The sequence below is a fragment of the Pseudomonas sp. RIT778 genome (genome assembly GCF_019718735.1).
GTDB lineage: Bacteria > Pseudomonadota > Gammaproteobacteria > Pseudomonadales > Pseudomonadaceae > Aquipseudomonas > Aquipseudomonas aphyarum.
Map to the genome: position 1 here is coordinate 69,177 of NZ_JAIHBA010000027.1, position 25,067 is coordinate 94,243.

22 protein-coding genes are annotated in these 25,067 nt (G+C 61.8%); 11 read left to right on the plus strand and 11 right to left on the minus strand.

The genetic code is table 11. From position 1 onward, the window contains the following. Nucleotides 1–261: 261 nt before the first annotated feature. From K5E37_RS19445 to K5E37_RS19475, 7 genes are all read right to left on the minus strand, one after another. On the minus strand, nt 262–2,205 hold the full coding sequence (locus tag K5E37_RS19445; RefSeq protein WP_221534875.1) for a response regulator: 1,944 nt from the start codon (nt 2,203–2,205) through the stop codon (nt 262–264). Beyond that, the gene (locus tag K5E37_RS19450; RefSeq protein ID WP_085603199.1) at nt 2,195–3,070 is read right to left on the minus strand and encodes a sensor histidine kinase KdpD; all 876 of its coding nucleotides are present in this window, start codon (nt 3,068–3,070) and stop codon (nt 2,195–2,197) included. The genes K5E37_RS19445 and K5E37_RS19450 overlap by 11 nt, the downstream gene beginning before the upstream one ends. Next, complete coding sequence (locus K5E37_RS19455) at nt 3,063–4,073, minus strand: ATP-binding protein (RefSeq protein ID WP_221534899.1); 1,011 nt, start codon at nt 4,071–4,073, stop codon at nt 3,063–3,065. Before K5E37_RS19455 ends, K5E37_RS19450 begins: the two co-directional genes overlap by 8 nt. Further along, nucleotides 4,070–4,474 carry an anti-sigma regulatory factor gene (locus K5E37_RS19460; RefSeq protein ID WP_221534876.1) on the minus strand — a complete coding sequence of 135 codons (405 nt, stop codon included), beginning with the start codon at nt 4,472–4,474 and terminating at the stop codon, nt 4,070–4,072. The genes K5E37_RS19455 and K5E37_RS19460 overlap by 4 nt, the downstream gene beginning before the upstream one ends. Further along, on the minus strand, nt 4,471–4,833 hold the full coding sequence (locus tag K5E37_RS19465; RefSeq protein ID WP_007959463.1) for an STAS domain-containing protein: 363 nt from the start codon (nt 4,831–4,833) through the stop codon (nt 4,471–4,473). Before K5E37_RS19465 ends, K5E37_RS19460 begins: the two co-directional genes overlap by 4 nt. 3 nt (nt 4,834–4,836) lie before the next feature. After that, nucleotides 4,837–5,688 (minus strand): STAS domain-containing protein, encoded by an 852-nt coding sequence (locus tag K5E37_RS19470; RefSeq protein WP_221534877.1) that lies wholly within the window; start codon nt 5,686–5,688, stop codon nt 4,837–4,839. A gap of 229 nt (nt 5,689–5,917) precedes the next feature. Further along, on the minus strand, nt 5,918–6,439 hold the full coding sequence (locus K5E37_RS19475; RefSeq protein WP_221534878.1) for a DUF4142 domain-containing protein: 522 nt from the start codon (nt 6,437–6,439) through the stop codon (nt 5,918–5,920). A 205-nt stretch (nt 6,440–6,644) separates the two neighbouring features. Between K5E37_RS19475 and K5E37_RS19480 the strand changes: the two genes are divergently transcribed. Both K5E37_RS19480 and K5E37_RS19485 read left to right on the plus strand, forming a co-directional pair. After that, entirely contained in the window at nt 6,645–6,887 is a 243-nt protein-coding gene (locus K5E37_RS19480) for a YdcH family protein (protein WP_007959466.1), read from the plus strand. A gap of 109 nt (nt 6,888–6,996) precedes the next feature. Beyond that, nucleotides 6,997–7,167, plus strand: coding sequence for a hypothetical protein (locus K5E37_RS19485; protein WP_178076150.1), 171 nt, complete (start codon nt 6,997–6,999; stop codon nt 7,165–7,167). Nucleotides 7,168–7,275: 108 nt separating this feature from the next. On the opposite strand, the gene K5E37_RS19490 is transcribed toward K5E37_RS19485, so the two are convergent. From K5E37_RS19490 to K5E37_RS19505, 4 genes are all read right to left on the minus strand, one after another. Then, a complete protein-coding gene (locus K5E37_RS19490) occupies nt 7,276–8,352 on the minus strand; it encodes an SMP-30/gluconolactonase/LRE family protein (protein WP_221534879.1) in 1,077 nt (358 codons plus the stop codon). Beyond that, nucleotides 8,349–9,494: a sterol desaturase family protein gene (locus K5E37_RS19495; protein ID WP_221534880.1), complete on the minus strand. Its 1,146-nt coding sequence runs from the start codon at nt 9,492–9,494 to the stop codon at nt 8,349–8,351. The genes K5E37_RS19490 and K5E37_RS19495 overlap by 4 nt, the downstream gene beginning before the upstream one ends. A 109-nt stretch (nt 9,495–9,603) precedes the next feature. After that, nucleotides 9,604–10,467 (minus strand): LysR family transcriptional regulator, encoded by an 864-nt coding sequence (locus tag K5E37_RS19500; RefSeq protein ID WP_221534881.1) that lies wholly within the window; start codon nt 10,465–10,467, stop codon nt 9,604–9,606. A 60-nt stretch (nt 10,468–10,527) separates the two neighbouring features. Next, nucleotides 10,528–12,246 carry a hydrogenase maturation protein gene (locus tag K5E37_RS19505; protein ID WP_221534882.1) on the minus strand — a complete coding sequence of 573 codons (1,719 nt, stop codon included), beginning with the start codon at nt 12,244–12,246 and terminating at the stop codon, nt 10,528–10,530. A 298-nt stretch (nt 12,247–12,544) separates the two neighbouring features. On the opposite strand from K5E37_RS19505, the gene K5E37_RS19510 reads away from it, so the two are divergent. The 9 genes from K5E37_RS19510 to K5E37_RS19550 all read left to right on the plus strand — a co-directional run bounded on the left by K5E37_RS19510 (nt 12,545) and on the right by K5E37_RS19550 (nt 25,067). Next, nucleotides 12,545–13,051, plus strand: coding sequence for a sigma-70 family RNA polymerase sigma factor (locus K5E37_RS19510; RefSeq protein WP_221534883.1), 507 nt, complete (start codon nt 12,545–12,547; stop codon nt 13,049–13,051). Beyond that, the gene (locus K5E37_RS19515) at nt 13,048–13,995 is read left to right on the plus strand and encodes a FecR domain-containing protein (protein ID WP_221534884.1); all 948 of its coding nucleotides are present in this window, start codon (nt 13,048–13,050) and stop codon (nt 13,993–13,995) included. The genes K5E37_RS19510 and K5E37_RS19515 overlap by 4 nt, the downstream gene beginning before the upstream one ends. 91 nt (nt 13,996–14,086) lie before the next feature. Next, a complete protein-coding gene (locus K5E37_RS19520) occupies nt 14,087–17,011 on the plus strand; it encodes a TonB-dependent receptor (protein WP_221534885.1) in 2,925 nt (974 codons plus the stop codon). A 254-nt stretch (nt 17,012–17,265) separates the two neighbouring features. Continuing rightward, nucleotides 17,266–17,757: an antitoxin Xre/MbcA/ParS toxin-binding domain-containing protein gene (locus tag K5E37_RS19525; protein WP_221534900.1), complete on the plus strand. Its 492-nt coding sequence runs from the start codon at nt 17,266–17,268 to the stop codon at nt 17,755–17,757. Continuing rightward, complete coding sequence (locus K5E37_RS19530) at nt 17,754–18,257, plus strand: RES family NAD+ phosphorylase (protein ID WP_127798339.1); 504 nt, start codon at nt 17,754–17,756, stop codon at nt 18,255–18,257. Before K5E37_RS19525 ends, K5E37_RS19530 begins: the two co-directional genes overlap by 4 nt. Before the next feature lie 117 nt (nt 18,258–18,374). Continuing rightward, on the plus strand, nt 18,375–21,029 hold the full coding sequence (locus K5E37_RS19535; protein ID WP_221534886.1) for a TonB-dependent receptor: 2,655 nt from the start codon (nt 18,375–18,377) through the stop codon (nt 21,027–21,029). Between the two features lie 114 nt (nt 21,030–21,143). Next, nucleotides 21,144–22,994 carry an extracellular solute-binding protein gene (locus tag K5E37_RS19540; RefSeq protein WP_221534887.1) on the plus strand — a complete coding sequence of 617 codons (1,851 nt, stop codon included), beginning with the start codon at nt 21,144–21,146 and terminating at the stop codon, nt 22,992–22,994. Then, a complete protein-coding gene (locus K5E37_RS19545) occupies nt 22,981–24,045 on the plus strand; it encodes a microcin C ABC transporter permease YejB (RefSeq protein ID WP_221534888.1) in 1,065 nt (354 codons plus the stop codon). Before K5E37_RS19540 ends, K5E37_RS19545 begins: the two co-directional genes overlap by 14 nt. Continuing rightward, nucleotides 24,045–25,067 (plus strand): ABC transporter permease, encoded by a 1,023-nt coding sequence (locus tag K5E37_RS19550; RefSeq protein ID WP_221534889.1) that lies wholly within the window; start codon nt 24,045–24,047, stop codon nt 25,065–25,067. The genes K5E37_RS19545 and K5E37_RS19550 overlap by 1 nt, the downstream gene beginning before the upstream one ends.

Consider the following 25,067-nt stretch of genomic DNA (forward strand, 5'->3'; position numbering starts at 1 on the left):
CAGAGCGACTGGGTGATCGACATCGGCCCGGGTGCGGGGGATCAGGGCGGCAAGATCGTCGTGGCCGGAACGCCGCATAAAGTGGCGGCGAGCAAGAAGAGCCGGACTGCGCCGTTTCTTGCCCGCGCCTTGAGCCGATAACTACGTCGCCAGGGCCGGCCTCATCGCGGGCAAGCCCGCTCCCACAGAGTCTGATGTGTTCACGAATTTGTGTACGGCACAAAAAACTGTGGGAGCGGGCTTGCCCGCGATGGCGGAGTATCAGGCGCCGTCGAGCGTGCGGCGTACCTTGTCCAGCAACTCACGGATCTGGAACGGCTTGACCAGCATCTCCATGCCCGCACCGAGGAACACCTGGCGGTTGATCGCGGTTTCCGCGTAACCGGTCATGAACAGGATCGGCAACCCCTCACGCCAGCCCCGGGCAACGTCCGCCAGTTCGCGACCGTTCATGCGCGGCAGACCGACGTCGGTCAGCAGCAGGTTGATCGACGGATCGTTCTGCAAGCGTTCCAGCGCCGTTTCGATATCGCCAGCCTGGGTGCAGCGGTAACCGGCGTCCTCCAGCACTTCGGTGACGAACAGCCGCACCGACGGCATGTCTTCGACGATCAGCACATGCTCGCCGGCCCCCTGCGGGTCGATCACGGGAGGCACCAGATCGGCGGCGGTCGGATCGGTGGTCGCCGGCAACATGATCGTCACTTCGGTGCCGCGCCGCGCCACGCTGCGGATGTGCGCATCGCCGCCGGACTGGCGGGCGAAGCCGTAGATCGTCGACAGCCCCAGCCCGGTGCCCTGGCCCAGTGGTTTGGTGGTGAAGAACGGTTCGAACACTTTGTCGATGACGCTGTGCTCAATGCCGGTACCGTCATCGCGCACCGACAGCGCCACGTAGGAACCATCGGTGAGGTTTGGATCGCCGTGGGAGTACGCAGCGTAGGTGCTGACCCAGATATTGCCGCCCTTGGGCAACGCGTCCCGGGCATTGATTACCAGGTTGAGCACCGCGCTTTCCAGTTGAATCGGGTCGACCAGCGCAATCGCAGGTTTAGTGGTCAGTTCAAGCTTGAGGGCGATGCGTTCGCCGATGGTGCGCACCAACAGTTCTTCGAGCGAACGCACGTGTTCGTTGATGTCCACCGGGCGGGTGTCGAGCGGTTGCTGGCGGGCAAAAGCCAACAGGCGATGGGTGAGCGAGGCTGCGCTCATCGCCGAGTTCAGGGCGGCTTCGGCGTAGAACTGAACCTTGTCCGGGCGGGCATCGGCGACGCGTTTCTGGATCAGCTCAAGGCTGGTGATGATCCCGGTCAGCAGGTTGTTGAAGTCATGGGCGATGCCGCCGGTGAGTTTGCCCAGCGCATCCATTTTCTGCACTTGCAGCAGCTGCGATTCGGCACGCACCCGGTCAGCGACTTCCTTGGCCAGTTGCGTGGTGGTGTCGTCCAGCCGCGCCAGGTGCGAGCGTTCGCGATGGCGGTGTTCGGTGACGTCTTCGACGAACACCAGGCTGAGCTCTGGCGTTCGGTACGGCGATATCTGCCACTGGGTTTCGCGGATCTCGCCCTGCACACGCATGTTCAGTGTGCCTTTCCAGCGTTCGCCGTCCACCAGTCGCAAGCGTAGTTCGTCGAGGATCGCGCTCTGATCCTCGGCGAAGCACTCACTGAGGGTCTGCGGGTCGCGGTTGTCCTGGATCAGTTGGGAGAAGGCGTGATTGCACTCGTGGACTTTCAGGTCGGCGTCGAGCACCGCGATGGGCGCGGAAATGTTGACGAAGATCTCGCGAAAACGCGCCTCACTTTCGCGCAACGCGTTCTCCGTGTCGCGGACTCGCAGCAAGGTGCGCAACGTTGCCAGCAGCACATCGGGATCGACCGGGTGAATCAGATACGCATCGGCACCGGCATCGAGGCCGGTGATGATGTCGCCGGTCTGGATCGACGCCGCCGACACGTGGATCACCGGGAGCAACGCAGTGCCCGGGTCGGTGCGCAGTTTACGCACGATGTCGAATCCGCTCATGTCCGGCAGGTTGACGTCGAGAATCAGCGCATCGAGCGGTTCGCTGGCGATCAGGGCCAGGCCGTCGCCGCCGGTGCCGGCCTCGAGCACTTCGTAACCGTGTCGCTCCAGGCGTCGGCGCAAGGCGTAGCGGGTGGCGACGTTGTCATCGACGATCAACAGACGGATGTCATGTTTCATCGACGTTCTCCTGGGCAATCGCCAGCGGAATGATCACGAAAAAGCTTGAACCCACACCCGGCGTACTTTCGACACCGACCTCGCCACCGAGCAATTCGGCGAAACGCTTGCACAGCGACAGGCCGAGCCCGGTGCCGCGCAGGCGTTTTTGCAGTGGTGAGTCGACCTGTGAAAAGTCTTCGAACAGGGTGCCGTGCAGCTCCGGGGCGATACCGATGCCGGTGTCGCTGACCGCAAATCGCACCTTGTCCTGACCCTCAAGGCGCGCCGAGACCCGGACTTCGCCACGGGTGGTGAATTTCAGCGAGTTGGAAATGAAGTTGCGCAGGATCTGCGCCAGCTTCTTGTCGTCGGTGAAGAGACGTGGCAGGCCCACCGGCTCTTCGAAAATCAGGTCTACGGCCGTGGCGTCGACAATCGGCCGGAACATCCCGCGCAGTGCGGCGAACAGATCGAACATGTCGAACCACGCCGGGGAAATGCTGATGCGCCCGGCCTCGATCTTCGCCAGATCGAGCAGGTCGTCGACCATGTCGCTGAGTTCACGGGCGGCGCTGCTGACGAACGCGACCTGCTTGTGTTGTTCGGGGCTGAGCGGGCCGTCGAGTTCGTCGGCCAGCAGGCTGTTGATGCTCAGGATCGAACCCAGCGGTGTACGGAACTCGTGGCTCATGTACGACAGGAAGCGGCTTTTCAGGTCGGAGGCCTGGCGCAGTTGTTCGGCTTGGGTGTCGAGTTCGGCGTACAGGGCGAGCACGCCCTGATTGGTCTCGTCGAGCTCTTCGCGCAGCGCAGCGGTTTCGCTCTGCAACTGAGCGATCAGCGCTGATTGTTCAGCGCTGTTCAAGGTCGGGGACTCAGCCATGGGCGGCCTCCAGGGCAACGACCAGCACCGTTACATCGTCGCGCCCGCGGCAGAAATCGCGGTGCAGGACGGTGGCTATCACGGCGGGATGGCGATGCACCAGACCGGGGTAGTCTTGAAGGTTCCAACGGGACTGCAAGCCGTCGCTGTACATGATCAATAGATGTCCGTTCACGTGAGCATAGTCAAAGGGCTGGGCTTTTCGGTATTGGCCGCCGACGATTCCGGGATGCGAGGCCAGTCCGCGAGATTTGTCGGAGGCGATCAGGCTTGCACCGATGTTGCCGATCCCGGCAAACGTCAGGCTGGCCCGGTCAGCGTGAAACTGTGCGAATGCCACTGCGCCGCCACGTGTCCCGATCATTTCGCGGTGCATGTCTTCCATTAGGATCGTTGGCGCACCGAACGGGCTCAAGGCAAAGGCCTTTTCTCCGGCACGGGCCGCACGCTCGGCGTCCTCGCCATGGCCCAGACCGTCGACGATCAGGGCGCTGATGTCACTGCCGTGAATCGCCAGATGCCAGACGTCGCCGCAGGCGGGATCGTTGTGCAGCGAGTGCTGGCTGACACCATACGGCAGATCCGCCTGGCGGTCGCTGCGCGGGTACAGACGCGCCAGCAGCACCGCGCCGCGATGATCGGCAAACACATCGAATACATCCGCCTGTCGTGCGACCGCACCCAGACCAATGCCTTGGGTGCCGCCGGTGGAGAAACCGTCCGCCAGACACGCGTCCAGATCAAACCCCTGGGCACGGTCGACTGCAATCATCTCGATGCCGTCGTCACCCTGACGGGGCACCAGGCGCAGGTGCAATTCCCCGTGCCCGGCATGCTTGAGCACATTGCTCGCCAGTTCAGTGGCTACCAGCGCCACGCGGCCGGCGTCGCTGTCACCGAAACCGTGCTGTTCGGCCAGCCGCTGCGCTGTGCGCCGGGCATGGCCGATCTGGCTGCTGTCCTCGATCACCAACACTTGGGTCAATGTCCCGCTGATGTTCATGTCCATCGGGTGATCGTTATGCGAGTGCCTTTGCCGGGCTCTGTGTCCAGTTCGAACTCGTCCACCAGCCGCTTGGCCCCGGTCAGGCCCAGGCCCAGACCGCTGCCAGAGGTCCAGCCGTCGGTCATCGCCAGTTTGAGGTCGGGAATACCCGGGCCCTCATCGCGAAAGGTCAGGCGCAGGCCGACCTTGTGGTTGTCATCGAGGATCTGCCAGTCCATGTCGCCGCCACCACCGTAGACCATGGTGTTGCGCGCCAGCTCGCTGACGGCGGTCACCAGTTTGGTCAGGTCGATCAGGCGCATGCCGCATTCGGTGGCCAGCTTTCGCGCCTGTTGCCGGGCCAGCACCACGTCCTGCTCGATGTTGATCGGTTGGGTACCACTGCTGCGCACGGTCATTGCTGGCGTACTCGTTCCTGCAGCAGTTTCATGCCGCGCTCGACGTTCAGCGCGGTGCTGACGCCCGGCAGGTTCAGGCCGAGCTCGACCAGCGTGATCGCCACCGCCGGCTGCATGCCGACGAGCATGGTTTCGGCGTCCATGATTTTCGACAGGCCGGAAATGGTGCCGATCATCCGGCCGATGAACGAATCGACCATGTCCAGCGCCGAGATGTCGATCAGCACCCCGCGCGCCGAGGTTTTGCTGATGCGTTCGGACAGATCGTCCTGGAGGGTGAGGGCGAGCTGGTCATGCATGTCGACCTGGATGGTCACCAGCAGGAAGTCGCCCATCTGAAGAATCGGGATACGTTCCATTGGTTAAACCGTCTTGGCGAGGGTGATGCCCAGGCGGGTCAGCGCCAGTTTCAACGCATCAGCCAGATTGGCTTTGGTCACCACGCCTTGCAGGTCGAGGCCCAGGTGGACGATGGTCTGGGCGATCTGCGGACGCACACCGCTGATGATGCAGTCGGCGCCCATCAGGCGGATCGCGGTCACGGTTTTCAGCAGGTGCTGGGCCACGAGGGTGTCGACGGTCGGCACGCCGGTGATGTCGATGATGGCGATTTCCGAACCGGTGTCGACGATGCGTTGAAGCAGCGATTCCATCACCACCTGGGTGCGTTGCGAGTCGAGGGTGCCGATCATCGGCAGCGCGAGCACGCCGTCCCACAGCTTGACCACGGGGGTCGACAGTTCCAGCAGTTCTTCCTGCTGGCGCTTGATCACCGCTTCACGGGATTTCTGGAAGGTACGGATGGTGTACAGACCGAAGGCATCGAACAGCTCGGAGATTTCCCAAAGCTGTTCGGCGAGCAGGGCGGGCTGGTCCTGATAATGGTTTTGCAGCAGGGCGAACAACGGGCCCTTGAGCGAGAATATGAAGCTGGCGGTCTGTTGCGAATCCTGACCGAGCTGGGCACGACTTTGAGACAGTTTTTCGAGGAACTGGCGCATGCCTTCCCAGCCCTGCGCGGTGATGCTGGTGCCGCTGTCGTTTTCCAGGCCACTGACCACCAGTTGCAGGAATTCGCCGGTCTGTTGCTGTATGTCGTGTTCTTTGAGGTTGCGGGTAGCACCGCTGGTTTGCAGTCCGTTGATCCATTCGCCCAGCAGTTGTGCCTGTTTGTTTTTCATCGCATCGAGTGTGCTGTTCTGCAGTGCTGCCATGTGCCTGTTGCTCCATTGCGAATTGGGGGCCGGTTCTTCGGAAAATGACCGGCGCGAAGTGAATGACCTTGGCCGTTCGAAATAGTTGTTTGTCCCCGCGAGGATATTTTTGATCTACCGCAAGGAACGCACCGGTAACTCTAGTCGGCGTGGCCGGGAATGCTGATCTTTCGCGTGCAATGCAAAGAGGCCGCGTCCAATGGAGGCGGCCTCTTGAGTTGTGTTGCGGTTACTTGCTCGGGTGCTTGGCCTGCAATTCCTTGGCGGCAGCCAAGTGTTTTTCCAGCCCCGGCAACATTTTCTGGGCAAAGGCTTTGAGTTCAGTGGCGCCTTTGACTTTGTCGTCGGTCACGGTATTGGCTTGTTTCTTGAACAGTTCAATGGTTTCTTCGTGGGCCTTGACCTGATTGTTGGCGTACGCCGCATCGAAGGACTCATCGCGGACTTCGAGTATTTTTTCTTTGGCTTGTTTGACCAGGGTCGTGGTGTCCGGCACCTCGATGTCGTGAGCCTTGGCGATGGTAGCCAGTTCATCGTTGGCCTTGCCGTGGTCGGTGATCATCATGTTGGCAAAGGCCTTGATGTCGGCCGACTGGCTCTTCTCCAGCGCCAGGCGGCTGGTCTCGATCTCGGCAATGCCGCCGGCCGCAGCGTTGTCGACGAAGTCATTGTCGGTGGCGGCAAAGGCCGAGCCCATGCCGGTGCTCAACGCAACGGCCAGAAAAAGATGACGCAGTTTGAATCCGTCCATTGGTGTTTCTCCACGCAGGTTTTTGTGAGCGTTATTCAATGGAGGGAATTGGTCGATCAAAGGTTTTATCGCATTCGCGAAAGGGCGACGAACGGGCACCGCTGGTCTGACAGGTGGTCGACAGAACCTGCCAACCGAGGCCATTCTGATACCTGGCCAGCGCAATCGGTCGCGTTGGCTGCCGATCAACTGACGGAGGTGTTCCATGCCGGTGACTCATGATTTGTTACAGGACTTGAAACTTACGAAGGAAGAGATCCAGCAACGACGCACCGCGGATCCACATCTGGATGCACTGATCAACAAGTATTCCCAGGCGGACGCCGAAGTCGTCAAGGCCGAGACGGCGACCTCGGATGCACCCAGCGATGACACCCTGAAGAAACTCAAAGAGAAACGCCTGCAGGTCAAAGACAAGATCGTCGAGCAGTTGCAGGCCCGAACCTGACCGTCAGTCGCGCCACCGGCCTTTGGTGGTGAAGCGACTGGAACGACAGCCCCGACCGGCACCTCGAATGTTCAGAGTCTTTACATAGCGACTCTCAGCGAGGTGCCTTATGAAAGATCCAAAATTTCCTAGTGAAGAGCAGGGCGCATTCGACCCGGTTCCGACGCATCCCGAGCCGAACAGTCCGGCGCACACCGTCCGTAATCCTGAAGAGGAACGCAAGAGCGAGGAAGTGCCGGAGGATGAAGACCCGGAAACTTTCGATAGATCCAGTAACTGACAATCCGCTATCGCCAGCAGGCTGGCTCCCACATTTGGAATCCAATCCCCCTGTGGGAGCCAGCCTGCTGGCGATAGGGCCATTCGATTCACTACACAAGCCCGGTCCTCACTTCAAGGCTGCCTCCAGAGGCATCCGCGCCATGTGCGTGGCCTTCAGCGAGCCGAAATACAACCACTCGCCATACTCGCGCACCGTGGTGATCGGCGAGTAATTGCCGGCGCTGGCATCCTGCAGATTGGCGATCACCTTGCCGTCCAGATCCAGCCCCAGCACGAACCCGCGCTTCTCCACCGGTTTGGGCAGAACAGTCATGGCCCGCACGATCATCTTGCGTACGAACGGGTGTTCAGCGGTGCGATCCAGCAGCGAATTGCGCGGCGTGTACAGCGCCACCCAGAAACGGTCCCGACCATTGAATGCAAGGTTGTCCGGCAGCCCCGGCAGGTTGTCGATAAACAGGTCGTGGGTGCCGGCCTTGGGCCCGGTCAGCCAATAGCGGCTGATGCGATAGGCGCCGGTTTCGTTGACCAGCACATAGGCGTCTTCCGGGCCGAGGGTCACACCGTTGGCGAATTCCAGTTTGTCGAGCAGCACGACGGTCTTGCCGGTCTGGAAGTCATAACGCAGCAGGCGTCCGTCGCCGCCGTGCTCGATGATCGCTTCGCCATCGTGACCGTAACCCCAGCGACTCGAGGCATCGCTGAAGTAGGCGTAATGCCCGGACTTGTCGATGGCCACGTCATCGGTAAACCCGAACGGCAAGCCATTGGCTTCGGTGGTCAGCGCCACCAGTTGCCCCTGTGCATCAAGGGACAGCAAACCCTTGACCCCGTCAGCGATCACCAGCAAACCGTTGGGGTGCCGCGCCAGCCCCAGCGGCCGGCCGCCGGTATCCGCCAGCACCTTGCGCTGCTGGCCGTCGAGGCTGGTGCGCAGCAGGCGTCCGTCATGCAGTCCGGTGATCAGAAAGTCGTTTTCCAGCAGCAGCGCTTCCGGGCCTTCGATGTCGCTCGGGCCGACTTGTGCCGCGCCCTTGAGTCGCTGGTTGTCAGCGAATTGGCCTTCGGTCAGCGAGGGCGCCGGTTGCGGTGTCCAGGCCACGGGCTTGACCTTGGTCGGCATCAAGAGCAAAAAGCCCAGAAGCCCGATAACCAGCAGCAACAGCAGATAACGCCATCTCACACGTGGGCTCCCGCGAGTGCCAGGTGCCGGGTCGCCATGTCACGAAGGGCCAGCATCGAAGCCGCCGATTCGCGATCGATGCGCCGCTTGAGCAGCAGGTGGTTGGCGATGCGCAGGCCGATGCCCTCGAACTGATAATCGAGGGTGCGCACGAACCGCGTGGCATCGTTTTGCGCCGAGCATTCATAGGTCAGCAGCAACGACAGACCCTGATCACTCTGGGCCCGCGCGCACCAGCGCCGGCCGGGCAGGTATTCGGTGACTTCCCAGCGCAAATGCCCCTCGCGCCCACCGGCATGAATGTCCTCGTCGAATCGCGCACCGGCATGCAACGCACCGCTCGGGCCGTCGATCTTCAGCGATGACGGATGCCACTCCGGCCAGCGACTGACGGTGGCGGCGTAGGCGAGGACGGCGATCGGATCACCGACGATGTCGACTGTGTGCTGCATGCGGGTCATGGGCGTTCTCGAATCGGTCAGAGGGGCGGTTTCCGGCTCCCAGTAAAGGGTGCCGAACAGGTAGTCCATCAGCGGAAAAACGATATTGAAATTACGCTCCTGCATGCGCTCGCGACGGTGATGCAGCTCGTGCAGACGGCGCATCTGGCGGATCCACGGCAGGCGGGTCAGCGGGTTCTGCGGCGGCAGATGCTCGCAGGCGTGAAACACTTCATAGGTCAGGTAACCGAACACCATGCAGCCGCCGAACAAGCCGGCGACGTTGCTGTTGACCTGCGCGAACAGCCACCACAAGGGCAGGGTGATCGCCAGCGTGTGCAGCACGATCAGCCAGGCGGGAAACAGGATCACCCGCCAGTCGCGGGCGCCGTCGTAGGTCATGTGGCCGGGGGTGAAGAAGCTGTGATGATCGCCGGCATGCCGGGCGTAAAACATCCGCGCGAAGCTCTTTTTATGATGGCCGAGGTGGCGGTGCACCATGTACACGCCGAAATTGAAGAACAGCAGGGTCAGCGGCACGGCCAGCCATTCCAGCGCCTGCACCTGATGCACGCTGCTCCAGAACGCGCCGATGGCCAGCACGCCGAACAGCAGCACGAACGCGCCGTGCAGCCACGGGTTGTAGCGGGGATGGATCGCCGCGCGGTAGCGGCTGCGAAATGCCTCGGTGGTCTGCCTCACTGCGGTCACCTGCGGATATTGTCGTTATCCCGGCAGAGTAGCCGATCCCGCCGTTTGTGCAGGGGCAACCTTCAGGTCACAAGTGCCATGCTCCGGTGCATAGCGGCCGTCAGCTCAACGGGTTCCAGCGCTGCGACCAGTCGTCATCGGCCTTGATCACTTCGCGCAGCAGATCGAACGCCTGTTGCAGGATCGCCGAGTCGCGGTCGCGAGAGTAGACGAGGTAGGTCGGATAGCCGAATTCCGGGGCTTTGGTCACCGGCTCCAGCGCGCCGCTTTCCAGATAAGTGCGCACCACCCGGGTCCGGAAATAGCCGCTGCCGCCGTTCTCCAGGATGTATTGCAGGGCCAGCGGGCCGAGGTTGAAACTCAGGGCAGCCTTGGCCTTTTCCGGCAGGGCCGCGTCGTGCTGTCGACGGAAGTCCGGTCCCCAGTCGATGTACACGTAGGGGGAAGGGCGGCCGGGCGTGGTGACCAGAATCAGTTTCTCTTCGAGCACCTGCTCGACCTGCAGCCCCGGCCAGTATTCCGGTTGATAGACCAGCGCCGCATCGAGTACGCCCAGTTCGAGCTGACGCAGCAGGTTTTCGCCGTCGCGGATCTCCATGCGCAACGCATGACCTGGGATTTTCTCCCGCAACTCGGCGGCCCAACTGAGCATCAGCGGGTTGCACAGACTGACCTCGCCGCCGATGTGCAGCACATTGTGATAGCCCTCGGGCAAGGGCAGGTCGCGGCGCGCCGCATCCCAGGTCTGCACCAGCTGATTGGCGTAGACCACGAAAGCCTCGCCATTGGCGGTCAGCCGCGCACCGGCACGGTTGCGCACGAACAGCGTGCTGCCCAACTGGCTTTCGAGTTTCTGGACGCGGGCGGTGATTGCCGTTTGCGTGACGAACAGCTTTTCAGCCGCCGCGGCGAGGCTGCCGTGGCGGACGATTTCCAGAAAGGTGCGGGCGAGGTCGATGTCCATGGGCGGGCCGGTGGTTGAGGTGCCCGCATTGTACGGGCAGCCCCGGGACCGCGTCATTGTTCAGTCAGCCACTTCGACTTCACGCACCCGAGCCCAATCCTCCACCAACCGCGCCGGCGTGCAGCAGGTCTTGCGCTTGTAGACGAAGTTGCGGCACTTCTCGGCAAACTGATTGCGGTTGTACAGCATGTCTTCCTGCATCTCCTGCAACTCCGCCTCGCGGCACTGACGAATCAACACATGATCGACCCGCAGCTTGCGCTCCCGCACCGCCGCATAAGTCGGATCACTCAGCACACTGTTGGCCCGTTGCAGCAACCACAGCGAGAACTCGTCCGGGCAGCGCGGGCCGATTTCCTGGACCATGCCCAGTTGCAGCGCCTGCGCAGCGCTGACCGGCAGACAGGCTTGGGTCAGTTGTTCCGCCATGGCCGGGCCGACGGCGCGGGGCAGGCTGTAAGTCCAGTATTCCGAGCCGTACAGCCCCATGCTCTTATAGTGCGGATTGAGCACGATATCGGCGCGGGCAAACACGATGTCAGCCGCCAGGGCGAGCATCACGCCACCGGCGCCAGCATTGCCGGTAACCCCGCTGACCACCAGTTGCCGTGCGCTGAGCAATTCTTCGCACACATCATCGATGGCCTGGATATTGGCCCAGGCTTCGGCCCCCGGATCTTCGGCAGCCTGAATCACGTTCAGGTGTACGCCGTTGGAAAAACTGCCGCGTCCACCCTTGATCAGCAGCACCTGAGTGTCGCGGGATTTGGTCCAGCGCAGGGCCTCGACCATGCGCCGGCATTGCTCGGTGCTCATGGCGCCGTTGTAGAACTCCAGCGTCAGCTCGCCGACCTGTCCGGACTCGCGATACCGGATCGGCTGATACGTCTCGTCGCTGAACGGCGCGTTGGCAATCGACCAGTCCAGCACCGGCACGCCAGACAACTGCCCGGCCAGCACATGCCGTGCCGGACGTTTGAAGGTTTCTTCGCCCGGTTGCGGTTTGCGCCGCAGCGAGCCGATCCACAGGCTGTGATCACCGGTCGCCACCAACACCGCGTCGTCATGCACCGCGAGAATCTCGCCGGGCATTCCGGTGCGCTGATCGAGGTGCGCGTCGTACACGTAATACTGCCCGCCAGCGAGGCTGGCGAGTACGCCGGGCTGACCGTCCGCCGCGTCGATGCAGCGTTTGATGAAGCGCGAGCAGTCGTGCCAGCTGAAGGTGCGGTCGTCCTGCTTCATGTTCGGCTGCAATCGCCCGCGCACTGTCGGATCGTTGTAATCCAGCGCGACCGGCACGAAGCCTTCGATGAATTTCTCCACCACTTCGCGGATGCAACGGATCGCCGCGTCGCTGACCCGGCCGTTGTACAGCTCGGATTTGCGCAGGCCTGTCGGCAAGTTGAATTCGCAGGTGGCCCAGACCGGGCCGGCGTCCATTTCTTCCACCGCTTGCAGGGCGGTCACGCCCCAGGACGGCAGCTCGCGCATGATCGCCCAGTCCAGCGCACTGGCACCGCGATCGCCGACGATGCCGGGGTGAATGATGACGACCGGGCGCTGCGGATTGCTCCACAGCGCGTGGGGAACACGATCCTTGAGGAACGGGCAGATCACCAGGTCGGCGCCGCTGTTTTCGATTTGCTCGCACACGGCGGTTTCGTCGGTGAACAGCACCACGCTGGGTGAATGCCCGGCCTGACGCAGTTCCAGCCAGGCACGCTGGGTCAGGCCGTTGAACGCCGACGACAAAAGAATGATGTTGAGTGATCGCATGATTGCTCTTCCTTGAAAGGTCAGCCGCAGGCTCCCGGTGAGCCGTCCGTGGCTATCGATGGAGGCGCAAGGTTAGAGACTGGCGTGGCCGGCGCCACTGATCGAGATCAACGTTGTGTCAGCCAATGTTGCCGTGGCGACGACGTGCCTTATTCTCAAAGGTTTGATGATCCTGATTTTTTATTACTTCAAATGTCTCAGGCGCTATTGCACAGTCGCACCCCTGATCACCGCCGGAAGATCCCGGCGTATCCATGGATTTTCGCAGCGGGTGGAGCCCGTTTTCAGGGAGTAAGGCATGGGGAGTCACAACCCGCATTACCAGGTCATCGGGCAAATGTTCCAAAAGGACTACCGATGGTTGTGCGCAGCGGTCAGCCGTACCCTCGGTTGCCCGCACAGCGCACAGGACATTGCTTCGGAAACGTTTCTTCGGGTCTTGGCACTGCCCGATCCGCTGGCGATTCGCGAACCTCGCGCACTGTTGACCACGATTGCCCGGCGTCTGGTCTACGAAGGTTGGCGCCGGCAGGACCTGGAGCGCGCTTACCTGCAAAGCCTGGCACTGTCGCCGGAACCGGTGCACCCGTCACCCGAAGAACGGGAGTTGGTGATCGAAACGCTGCTGGCGGTGGATCGTTTGCTCAATGGCTTGTCTGCCAAGGCCAAGGCTGCGTTTCTCTATCACCAACTCGACGGTCTGACCTATAGCGAAATCGGCGAACGCCTCGGCGTGTCCACCAGTCGTGTGCAGCAATACATGGTCGAGGCGTTCAAGCGTTGCTATCAGGCGATGCAGGCATGAGGCCGGACGAAACGCTGATCGACGAAGCCGCGCAATGGATGGCGCTGCTGCAATCAGGGCACGTCAGCTTGCAGGAGCGTGCGGCCTTCGACGCTTGGCGTACGGCGGATCCACGGCATCAGCAGATCATCGAGCAAATGGGTGGCGGGCTGAACCTGCTGCGCCATTCGAACCTGCGCGGCCTGCCGCGTGAGAGTGTGTTGCACAGCCTGAATGCGCCGTCCAGTCGCCGTCGATTCCTCAGCGGCAGTTTGAGTGTGCTCGGGATCACGGTGCTGGCCGGTTTGCTCGGGCGACGTTATGGCTGGCTGCCCGAGGCCGGCGAGTTGTCGACCGGTACCGGCGAGCGTCGGGAATTCACGCTGGAGGATGGCAGCGCCCTTACGTTGAATGCCCGCAGCCGCGTGGTGCCGCGCTTCAACAATCTCGAACGTTTGCTGGACTTGCGCAGCGGCGAGCTGCTGATCGATGTGGCGAAAAATCTGGCCCGGCCGTTTGTGGTCGAAACCGAGCATGGGCGGATGCGTGCGCTCGGGACCAAATTCCTGGTGCAGCGCGGTGACGATTCGACGCAGCTGGTGATGCTGCATTCGCAAGTCGAAGTGGTCACCGCCAGTGGGGCGCGGCAAGTGGTGGAGGCGGGCGAAAGTCTGCTGTTCAACAGGCAGGAAATCCTCGCGCTGGAACGCAGCAAAGGGCAGGAAAGCGCCTGGGTGCAAGGGCGGCTTGAAGTGCGCGATCGGCCTTTGAGCGAAGTCATCGACAGCCTGCGCAGCTACCGTCGCGGCATCCTGCACCTGAGCCCCGAGGTCGCCGGTTTGCGCCTCAGCGGTCTCTATCCGCTGGACGACAGCGACCGCACTTTGCAACTGCTGGAGCGTTCGCTGCCGATCCGCGTCACCTGGCACAACCCGTACTGGGTCAGCATCGAAGCGCGGTTATAAATCCATAACTTCCCGGTCTATCCGTCCCCCTATAAAAAGCGCCGGCCCGCTGCTCATTCCCTGCAGACGCCTTCAACAGGGAAGCCCCTCGATGTTCTCATTCAAACAACAACAATTGTCCCGCCTGACGCTGGCCATCGTGCTGGCGGCGGGCATTGTCCCGGCCACCGTTCTGGCACAAGACGCCGCCGTTCAGGTCTATACCTTCGACATTGCCGCCGGGGCCCTCGACGAGGTGCTGCTGGACATCTCGCGCCAGACCGGCGTGCCGATTTCCTTCAGCCAGAATCTGGTTCAGGGCAAGCGCAGCAGTGCGGTGCGCGGCGCATTGGGTGGTCGTCAGGCGGTAGAGAAAGCCCTGATCGGTAGCGGCCTGCAAGTCGAGCAGGGCAGCCAGGGCCTGAGCATTCGCCCGGCCGATGCGCAGAGCACCGCGCCGGTCAAGGCCGCTGCCGTGGCGCCCGCCAGCAGCGCCGATTACCGCATGGAAAAAGTCACCGTCACCGGCTCGCGGATCGCCCGTGCGCAGAGCGATGGTGCGACGCCGGTCAACGTCATCACCCACGAAGAAATGGAAGCGCGCGGCTACAAGAACGTCTACGACGCCCTCGCCACGCAAACCCAGAACACCGGCATGACCCAGGGCGAAGACTACGGCAACACCTGGCAACCGGCGGCCAGCGCCCTCAACCTGCGTGGCCTCGGCCCCAACCACACGCTGGTGCTGATCAACGGCCGGCGGGTCGCCGATTACCCGACGCCGTACGACGGCAAGGTCAACTTCACCAACCTTGCGAACATTCCGTCGGCGATCATCGACCGCATCGAAGTGCTCAGCAGCGGCGCCTCGGCGATCTACGGTTCGGACGCGATTGCCGGGGTGGTGAACATCATCCTCAAGGACAAAATGAATGGCGTCGACGTCAACCTCAAGGGCGGCACCAGCGAGCGCGGCGGCGGTGACAACCAGCGTTTGCAGATCAGCGGCGGCGGCAGTTGGGGCGACTTCGACGGTTTGTTCGGACTTGAACTGACCAACCGCGATCCGATCTGGGCCGATGATCGCGGCTTCATGCAGAGCGGGCCTTTGGCGGATGTCGGCTACCGTCGCGACCTGAGCAACAACCGCTATCTGGGACCCGGCTGCGGCGCCTATCAAGGCACGTTCGACAACAAGCTGTTCAACAGCGGCGGGCGTTGCCGCACCGACCAGGTGTACAACGATTACTGGACGGTGCAGACGCAAAAGGAAAACTACGACGGCTACACCCGTGGCACCTGGCATTTCAGCGACAGCGGCCAGGTCTTCGCCGACTTGATGTACGGCCTCGATCACATCCAGAACAACACACGCGGCCCGAGCTTCACCTCGCCGGACTTCATCAACCAGAACAGCGGCAATCTGGAGCGCTGGTACCGGCGCTTCGGTGAAGAGGAAATCGGCGGGCGCACCAGCAACAACAGTAAATGGCGCGACACTTCATGGACCGGGACCCTGGGCCTCTCGGATAAAATTGCCGACACCGGATGGAACTATGAACTGGCGGCCAACCGGTCTGAATATAAAAGCGTGCGCACCACGCGTTACACGCCGCTGTCGTCGATCCAGGATTTCTACCTCGGCCCGCAGCTGGGCACCCGCGACGGTTACCCGGTGTTCGCGCCGGATGCTTCGCGCCTCGACCGGCCACTGACGCCGCAGGAGTGGGAGCAGTTTCGCGGCAACCTGACGCAGAGCAGCAAGTCGGTCTCCACGAGTTACAACGCTTCGGTCAACGGCGAGTTGTTTGACCTGCCGGCCGGCCCGGTGGGATTCGCCGGCGTGCTGGAGGCGGGCAAGCAGGAATACCGCATCGATCCGGATGACAGCCTCAACGACGGCAGTTTCTACGGCGTGACCCCGGCGCAAAGCTCCGGCGGTTCGCGCAAGCGTTACGCGGCCGGCGGCGAGTTCAGCATTCCGGTCACCGACACGGTACTGGCGACAGCCGCAGGGCGCTGGGACCAATACAAATTCAGCGGCCGCACCGAGCAGCAGAAAACCTACAACCTTGGCCTGGAATGGCGGCCGGTGAACAGCCTGCTGGTGCGCGGCAGCTACGGCACCAGTTTCCGCGCACCGGATCTGAACTACATCTATCAGTCCGACAGCAACGGTTACTACCCGGCGCAGATCGACTATTACGGTTGCAGCCAGGCCGTGGAGGGCGCCTGTGATCGCGGGCGGGTCGATTACACCCAGAGCGGCACGGCGGATCTGGAATCCGAACGCGGTAAATCCTGGACCTACGGTTTCGTCTGGTCGCCTTCACGCAACTTCGATTTCTCCACTGACTTCTGGCGGGTGGAGATCGATGACCTGCTGACCACCGTCGACGAAAACCGTCTGCTGCAGCAAGAAAACGAATGCCGCAATGGCACCCAGGACATCAACTCGGCCAACTGCCAGTCGACCCTGGCACGAGTGGATCGCAATCCCGGCAATGCCGCCGTCGATCCCAATCAGTTGCAGCGGGTGCGGGTGAATGCGATCAACGCCGCCAGCGAGCGGGTCAGCGGCCTGGACTTCAAGAGCAACATCCGCTGGGGCGCCGGGCAGTACGGCGCGTTCAGTTCGACGCTGGGCTACACCCTGGTGCTCTCGCATTACTACAAGGAATCGGACGAAGCCCCGACCCAGGACTGGCGCACCTCGCGCACCAATTACGACTGGCGCAGCAAGGTCAACGCCAGCCTGACCTGGGATTACCAGAAGGCCACGGCGACGCTGATGGGGATTCGTTACGGCTCGGTCACTAACGGCGCGGGCGACGGGCGTCTGTCGCCGTGGACGGTGTTCAACGCCAGTGCACGGTACAAGCTCAATGACCGGGCGAGTGTCGGGCTGACCGTGAACAATGTGCTCAACCAGGTCAAGCATGACGATTCGGCGGGCTGGCCGTATTACCCGACCGGCAACTACGACCCGTACGGGCGCCAGTGGTGGCTGGATGTGAGTTATCACTTCGGCAGTTGAGGACGGAATGACGCCCGGCAGCGTCCTACGGAAGTTGCCGGACTTTGGGTAAAAACGGGGATATTTCCGACGACTTTTTAAGGTTGGCCGTCGGAAGCGTGATCTATAGCATCGGCGATGACATTGAAGTCGTTAACGGCCTGATCACTCAGGCCTCTGATAATGGATTGATCATGCGAACTGCACACCTCGAATACGAAACGCCTGCTTATTCCGCTCGCCATCAGTGGCGCGATGATCGTGCCAGGTGCCCCATGGAGGATGTCGCCTTGCCCAGCGCAAAAGTACCCCGGTTGGCGGGTTTGAAGAAGATCGAGGGCAAGCCGGTCGAATTGCTCGTGCATGGCCGGAACATCGGTGATGACGCCCTGCTGATTGTTCAGCTTACCGATGAAGGTTTCGAGCTGAACGACGTCGTCGACATGCTTTCAACCTCCGAGCTTTACCAGCAAGGCGACATGGTCAAACTCATCACTGGCAAGTCGGTCAGAACGGTAAGGCGGCTGCTGAAGGAAGGCAAACCGGTACGGCTTGACCCGCAGCAGAGTGTCATCGCCTACCAATATGCATTGGTGCTGGAGTTGGCCATTCGGGCCTTCGGGGGGCAACCACGGGCGGAGGACTGGCTGCAGAAACCCTCTACCTATTTTTACGGTCATGTGCCGCTGGAATTGACCCTGCATCCATTGGGTTTTCAGATGGTCGAGCAGTATTTGCAGCAGCTTATCTACGGGGTTTACCCATGAACCCCTTGCCGTGGGACGAGCATTGGTATGCGTGGCGGCTGGATCGCGAGGTTTATGGCGGTACCTGGGACAAGGGGATTGGTTCAAAGCTGAATGGCGGCCGATGGAATAGACCCGGACGACGCGTCGTCTACGCGTCAGTCGATCCGTCCTCGGCCATTCTGGAGGTGGCAGCAAACAACAGTTTTGATGCCTTGGACCGCGAGCCTTATGTATTGACATGTTTTGAGGTCATCAGCGACGCGAAGGTGAAAATCGTGCAGCCCGAAGAAGTGCCGAACCCTTACTGGTTGAGCCCTGCACGGCCGTCACCCAATCAGCGATTGTTCGCCGACGCTTTACTGGCCGAGCATCCGTTTGTACTGATTCCATCGGCAGCCACCCGGCACTCGTGGAATTTACTGGTGAGCTGCGATCTGGCGGAGGGGCAATTCAGGATGGTCTCCCAAGAGCGGTTTGGGCTGGATACCCGGTTGCTCAAAGAAGCGGTTTTGACCTGATGAGTCGACTTGCCGGTTTTGCATAACCTCAGCACCCAACGGTCTAAATCGCGCCCTATAAATCAACATCCGCCATCGCACATCCCTGCATAAACCAAAACGCAGGGATGGCTGTTCATGATCCATTTTTCACCCGTTAAATCCCCTTTGAGCCTGGCCTTGCTGCTGGCGATCAACACATTGCCGGCGATTGCTGCCGACAGCCGTGCTACAGAACCGACCACCCAGTTGCAACGGGTCGAAGTCACCGGCACCGCGATTCGTCGGGTCGATGCCGAAACCGCCGTACCGGTCACCATCCTGCGGGTCGAGGAGTTGCAGAAGCAGGGCGTGACCACCACTGAGGAGCTGGTCAACCGCATCTCGGCCAACCAGTCTTCGGTGGGCTCCGGGCGCTCGGTGGGTTCGAGCAGCGGTGGGGCGTCTTACGCCGACTTGCGTGGCATTGGCCCGAACAAGACCCTGGTGCTGCTCAACGGTCGGCGTCTGAGCAACAACGCGACAAATGCGATCAACGGCTCCGGCGTCGATCTCAACACCATCCCGTTCGCCGCTATCGACCGGGTGGAGGTGCTGCGCGACGGAGCCTCGGCGCTTTACGGCACCGATGCCATCGGCGGGGTGATCAACTTCATCACCAAGACCAGCCTCACCGAAGGCCAGATCAGCACCAATTACGACACGCCGACCCATTCCGGTGGCGGTGAAAGCCGCAACTTCAGCGGCAGTTGGGGTTTTGGTGATTTGCAGGACGATCGCTTCAACGTTTTCGGTGTGGTGAGCTACGACAAGCAGAATCGCCTGGCCGCCGACGATCGTGGTTACACCTATAACTACCAGCCGGGGCGCGGTCTGGATTACACCTCCGGTACGGCATCGCCCGCCAACTGGAGCCAGGGCAGCAACGCCACCAACCCGTTGGCCGGCTCCGGTTGCAATGCGCCGGGGCTGCTGTCACGCAACGGCATCTGCCGCCAGAGCCTGTGGAATTACCTCGATCTGGTGCCGGAAACCGAGAAGACCTCGGCCTTCGCCAAGGCCACCGGCAAGCTGTCGGACGATCACAACGTCAGCCTCGAATACTTCTGGGCGCGCAACGAAAATCGGACGCAGATCGGCCCCGGCACTTTGATGGGCAATCAGGTCAATCCTGGCACCGCGTTCTATCCGGGTAACGGCGTTACGCCCGGGCCGAGCGGTTTTGCCCTCGACCCGACGCAACCGGTGGACGTGAACTGGCGTGAAACCGCCGTCGGTGCCCGTCAGCATGAAGATGACAATACTGGTCAGCGCCTGCTGTTGAGCTTCGACGGCACGCTGGTGGGGTGGGATTACAACCTCGGCGCGTCTTACAACCAGAACAAGGTGGTCAACACGATTCGCAGCGGTTATGTGAACGACCGCGCTGTCAGCCAGGGCATTGCCGACGGTGTGATCAACCCGTTTGGTCCGCAGACCGCTGCCGGTTCTGCGTTGCTGGCGGCCAATGAGGTAGACGGCGATTACGCGACGGCGGTGGGCCGGGTCAAGGCGATTGACGGGCGCATCAGCCGCGAGATAGGCGACTGGTTCGGTGCAGGGCCTTCGGCGTTGGCATTGGGCGGTGAATATCGCAAGGAAGACTTCCACCAGGATTTCGCTGCGTTTGCCGGCGACGTGCAGAGCTTGGGAGTCGATCCCAACGGCAGTGTGGAGGGCGATCGCAGCGTCTCGGCCCAATACGCCGAGGTCAACGTGCCGGTGCTCGACAGCCTGGAACTGTCCGCCGCTGTGCGCCACGACAAGTACAGCGATTTCGGCAGCACCACCAACCCGAAATACTCTTTCCGCTTCCAGCCCTTCAAGGAACTGGTGGTTCGCGGCGCCTACAGTGAAGGCTTCCGCGCGCCGTCGCTGTACGAGTTGTACAACCCGAACTTCACCACGTTCACCGTCGCCAATTACAACGACCCCCGGCTGTGTGCCGGTGGCAACCCGAGCAACGGCGGGATTGCCAACCGCGACTGCGCTCAGCAGTTCAACAGCCGGACCGGCGGCAATAAGGACCTGAGTCCGGAAACCGCACGCAACGTCACCCTCGGTTTCGTTTACCAGCCGTTCGATCGCCTGACCACCGGGCTGGATTTCTGGTGGATCGACATCGCCAACCAGATCGCCGAGTTCCCCGAATCGGCGGTGTTCGAGAACCCGGAGCTGTACCCGGAGCGCCTGATCCGCAAGCCTGATGGCTCCATCGATCACATCGTCACTGGCCTGGCCAACCTCGGCAAGATCAAGACCAACGGCGTCGACGTGAGCTTCGACTATCGACTGCCGAGCACACCGTACGGCGATTTCGGCATCGGCCTGCAAGGCACTTACGTCACCCGTTACGACTATCAACAGCAGCTCAAGGGCGACTACATCGACAAGCTCGGCGATTTTCGCGGCGGCGACTTTGCCTCGGCCGGCGCCGTGGCCCGCTGGCGTCACAGCCTGACCGGCAGCTGGAACTACGGCCCGCTCGGCGCAAGCCTGACCAACCGCTACACCAGCGGTTACCACGACTCGGATCGTGAGACTCACGATTACGTGGGCTCGTACAACGTCTGGGACGTGGCCGGTACCTACACCTGGCGCAAGACCCTGGCGGTGACCCTCGGGGTGAAAAACCTGTTCGACCGCGAGCCGCCATTCAGTAACCAGACCTACACGTTCCAGAGCGGCTATGACCCGAAATACGGCGACCCGTTTGGCCGCACGTTGTACACGCGGGTCAATTACAAGTTCTGAGAAAGATCGGTCAGGGCGGGTTTTAGTAACACATCGTTCTAAACCCCGCCCTATAAAAAGGCCCGGCCTGTTGCACATCACAGTCAGGCAGGCACGTGGTGAAAGGATCTGCCCATGTTTTCCAGAGTCATTCTGTTCAGCGTCGGTCTGTTGCTGAGCCCGGCGCTGTTCGCGGCGCCCCAACACGCCCTCACGGTCTACGGCGAAGCCCCGAAATACGCCCCGGACTTCCAGCACCTGGCCTACGCCAACCCCGATGCGCCCAAGGGTGGAACCTTGCGCCGCTCTTCGCTGGAGAGCGGCCCGTTCGATCACCTGATTCCCTACATCGACAAAGGCACCGGCGTTGCCGACATCGACGGCTGGCTCTATGCGCCGCTGGCCTATCGCAGCAAGGACGAGCCTTACAGCGTCTACGGCCTGGTCGCGCAACGGATGGAGCTGGACGCGGACCGGCGCTGGCTGCGCTTTTACCTCAACCCCAAGGCACAGTTCGAGGACGGCACGCCGATCACCGCCGAAGACGTGCGCTACACCTTCGAGCTGTTCACCACTCAGGGCAGCCTCAAGTATCGCCAGCAGTTTCGCGATGTCGCCGAGGTGCAGGTCGAGTCGCCGACCCAGGTGCGATTCGTGTTCAAGAACAACGAGAGCCGGACCTTGCCGCTGGATCTGGCGACGTTGCCGGTGTTGCCCGAGCATTGGTGGCGCACGCGCAATTTCGCCGATGGCGCAGGCTTCGAGATTCCACCGGGCAGCGGGCCGTACAAGGTCAGCGCGGTGGACGCCGGGCGCAGCGTGAAATTCCAGCGGATCAAGGATTGGTGGGCCAGTGATCTGCCGATCACGCGCGGGCTCTATAACTTCGATCAGTTGAGCGTGGAGTTTTTCGCCGACACCGACGTGTCGCGACAAGTGCTCAAGGCCGGCGGCTTCGATTACAACCGCGAGTTCTCCGCCACCAGTTACACCATCGGTTATGCCGGGGCGGCGCTGGAGCAGGGCAAGTTGCTGCGCGAACATCTTGCACCCGGGGCCGCGCAAGGTACCCAGGGGTTTGCGTTCAATCTGCAGAAGCCGGTGTTTCAGGATCGCCGGGTCCGGCAGGCGATTGCCATGCTCTGGGATTTCGAATGGAGCAACCGGCAGATGATGCGCAGCATGTACCTGCGCCAGCGCAGCTTCTTTTCCCACAGCGCGTTGTCCGCCACCGAATTGCCGGATGCCGAAGAACTGAAAATCCTCGAACCGTGGCGCGGCAAGATTCCCGATGAAGTCTTCAGCCAGGTGTTCGAGGCGCCGCGCACCGACGGTAGCGGCAACATTCGTGCGCAACAGTTGCAGGCGCTGAAATTGCTGGAGGCTGCTGGTTGGAAACCTCGGGGCGATCAACTGGTGAATGCTGCCGGCGAACCGTTGCAATTCACTTTCCTCAACGGCCAGAAGGGCTTCGAGCGCCTGCTGCTTCCCTTCAAGCGCAACCTGGCGCAGATCGGCATCGGTTTCGATATTCGTCAGGTCGACACCGCGCAATACACCAACCGGGTGCGCAGCCGTGACTACGACATGATCGTGGTCGGTTACCCGGTGAGTCAGGCGCCGGGGCGCGAGCTGTTCAACTATTTCGGCTCCGACGGCGCCGATGATCCTGGCTCCAACAACTACATGGTGCTGCGCGACCCGGCGGTGGATGCGCTGCTTGAAGGCGTGGTCCAGGCCGACAATCGCGAGAGCCTGCTGCGCCACGCCCATGCCCTGGATCGGGTGTTGCAGTGGGGCTATTACTGGATTCCCAACTATTACCCGCCGGGGATTTCCACGGTGTGGTGGAACCGTTTCGGTCGCCCGGCGATTGCGCCGCTGTACGACGCCGGCCTCGACACCTGGTGGGAAATCAGCCCGACCGCGCTGACCTCGACGCAGATGCAGCAACAGCAAAAGGAGTACGCCCATGTGGGGTTATAGCCTGCGGCGTCTGCTGCTGATCGTGCCGACCTTGCTGGCGATTCTGCTGGTGAACTTCGTCATCGTGCAGGCCGCGCCCGGTGGCCCGGTCGAGCAGGCCATCGCCCGATTGCAGGGGATTGGTGTCGGTGCGGCGGTGGGTGCCAGTCATGTCGAGAGCATTGGCGGCGAGTCCCGCGCGACCCGTGGCCTGGACCCGAAACTGGTGGCCGAAATCGAACGCCAGTACGGCTTCGACAAAAGTGCCGGCGAGCGTTTGTGGCTGATGCTCAAGAGCTACGCGCAACTGGATTTCGGCAAGAGTTTTTTCCGGGGTGCGACGGTGACCGAGTTGATCTGGCAGAAGCTGCCGGTGACCTTGTCGCTGGGATTGTGGGCGACGCTGATCACTTATCTGGTATCGATTCCGCTGGGCATTCGCAAGGCGGTGCACAACGGCTCGGCGTTCGATGTCTGGAGCAGCGCGGCGATCATCATCGGCTATGCGATGCCCGGTTTTCTGTTTGCGCTGCTGCTGATCGTGGTGTTCGCCGGCGGTACGGCGCTGGACTGGTTTCCGGTGCGCGGGCTGGTCTCGGACAACTTCGCCGAGCTGTCGCTGTGGGGCAAGGTCGCCGATTACTTCTGGCATCTGGTGTTGCCGGTCAGTGCGCTGGTGATCGGCGGATTCGCGACGCTGACGATCCTGACCAAGAACAGCTTTCTCAACGAGATCTCGCGGCTGTACGTGGTCACCGCCCGGGCCAAAGGCCTGAGTGAACGACAGGTGTTGTACGGGCATGTGTTTCGCAACGCGATGCTGCTGGTGGTGGCCGGATTGCCTCAAGCATTGGTCACGGTGTTTTTCGGCGGCTCGTTGCTGATCGAAGTGATCTTCTCCCTCGACGGTCTCGGCCGCCTGAGCTACGAAGCGGCGGTGTCGCGGGATTACCCGGTGGTGTTCGGTTCGCTGTTCATCTTCACCCTGTTCGGGCTCCTGATAAAACTGCTTGGCGACCTGTGCTACACGCTGGTCGATCCGCGCATCGACTTCACCGCGAGGGCTGCCTGATGCTGACGCTTTCTCCAATCGGACAGCGCCGGTGGGCGCGGTTCAAGGCCCATCGGCGCGGCTGGTGGTCGTTGTGGCTGTTTCTTGCGCTGTTCGGCCTGAGCCTGGGCGGCGAACTGGTCGCCAATGACAAACCGCTGCTGGTGACATATCAGGGCGAATGGTATTTCCCGGCGTTCAAGCGCTACACCGAGCAGGATTTCGGCGGTGAGCTGCCGTTCCAGCCCGACTACCGCAGTGCCCAGGTACGTGAACTGATCGAGGGGCAGGGCGGACGGATGTGGTTTGCGCCGATCCCGTTCGGCTACGACACGGCCAACTACGACCTCACCGAACCGGCCCCGAGTCCGCCCACTACTGAAAACTGGCTGGGCACCGACGATCAGGCGCGGGATGTGCTGGCGCGGGTGATATTCGGCACGCGGGTCTCGCTGTTGTTCGCCCTGGCGTTGACGGCGGTGAGTGCGTTGATCGGTATCGCTGCCGGTGCTTTGCAGGGCTATTACGGCGGCTGGGTCGACTTGCTCGGCCAGCGTCTGCTGGAGGTCTGGTCGGGGCTGCCGGTGCTCTATCTGCTGATCATTCTGTCGGGCTTCGTCGAGCCGAATTTCTGGTGGTTGCTGGGGATCATGGCGCTGTTTTCCTGGCTGAGTCTGGTGGACGTGGTGCGCGCCGAGTTCCTGCGCAGCCGGGGGCTCGAGTACGTGAAAGCGGCGCGGGCGCTGGGTGTCGGCGATGCGCAGGTGATCGTGCGGCACATTCTGCCCAATGCCATGAGTGCGACGCTGACGTACCTGCCGTTCATTCTGACCGGAGCGATTGCGACGTTGTCGGCGCTGGATTTTCTCGGCTTCGGCATGCCCGCCGGCAGCGCTTCGCTCGGTGAGTTGATCGGTCAGGGCAAGAACAATCTGCAAGCACCGTGGTTGGGGCTGACGGCATTTTTTGCCCTGGCGCTGATTCTTTCTTTACTCGTATTCATCGGCGAAGCCTGCCGTGATGCTTTCGACCCCAGGACTTGA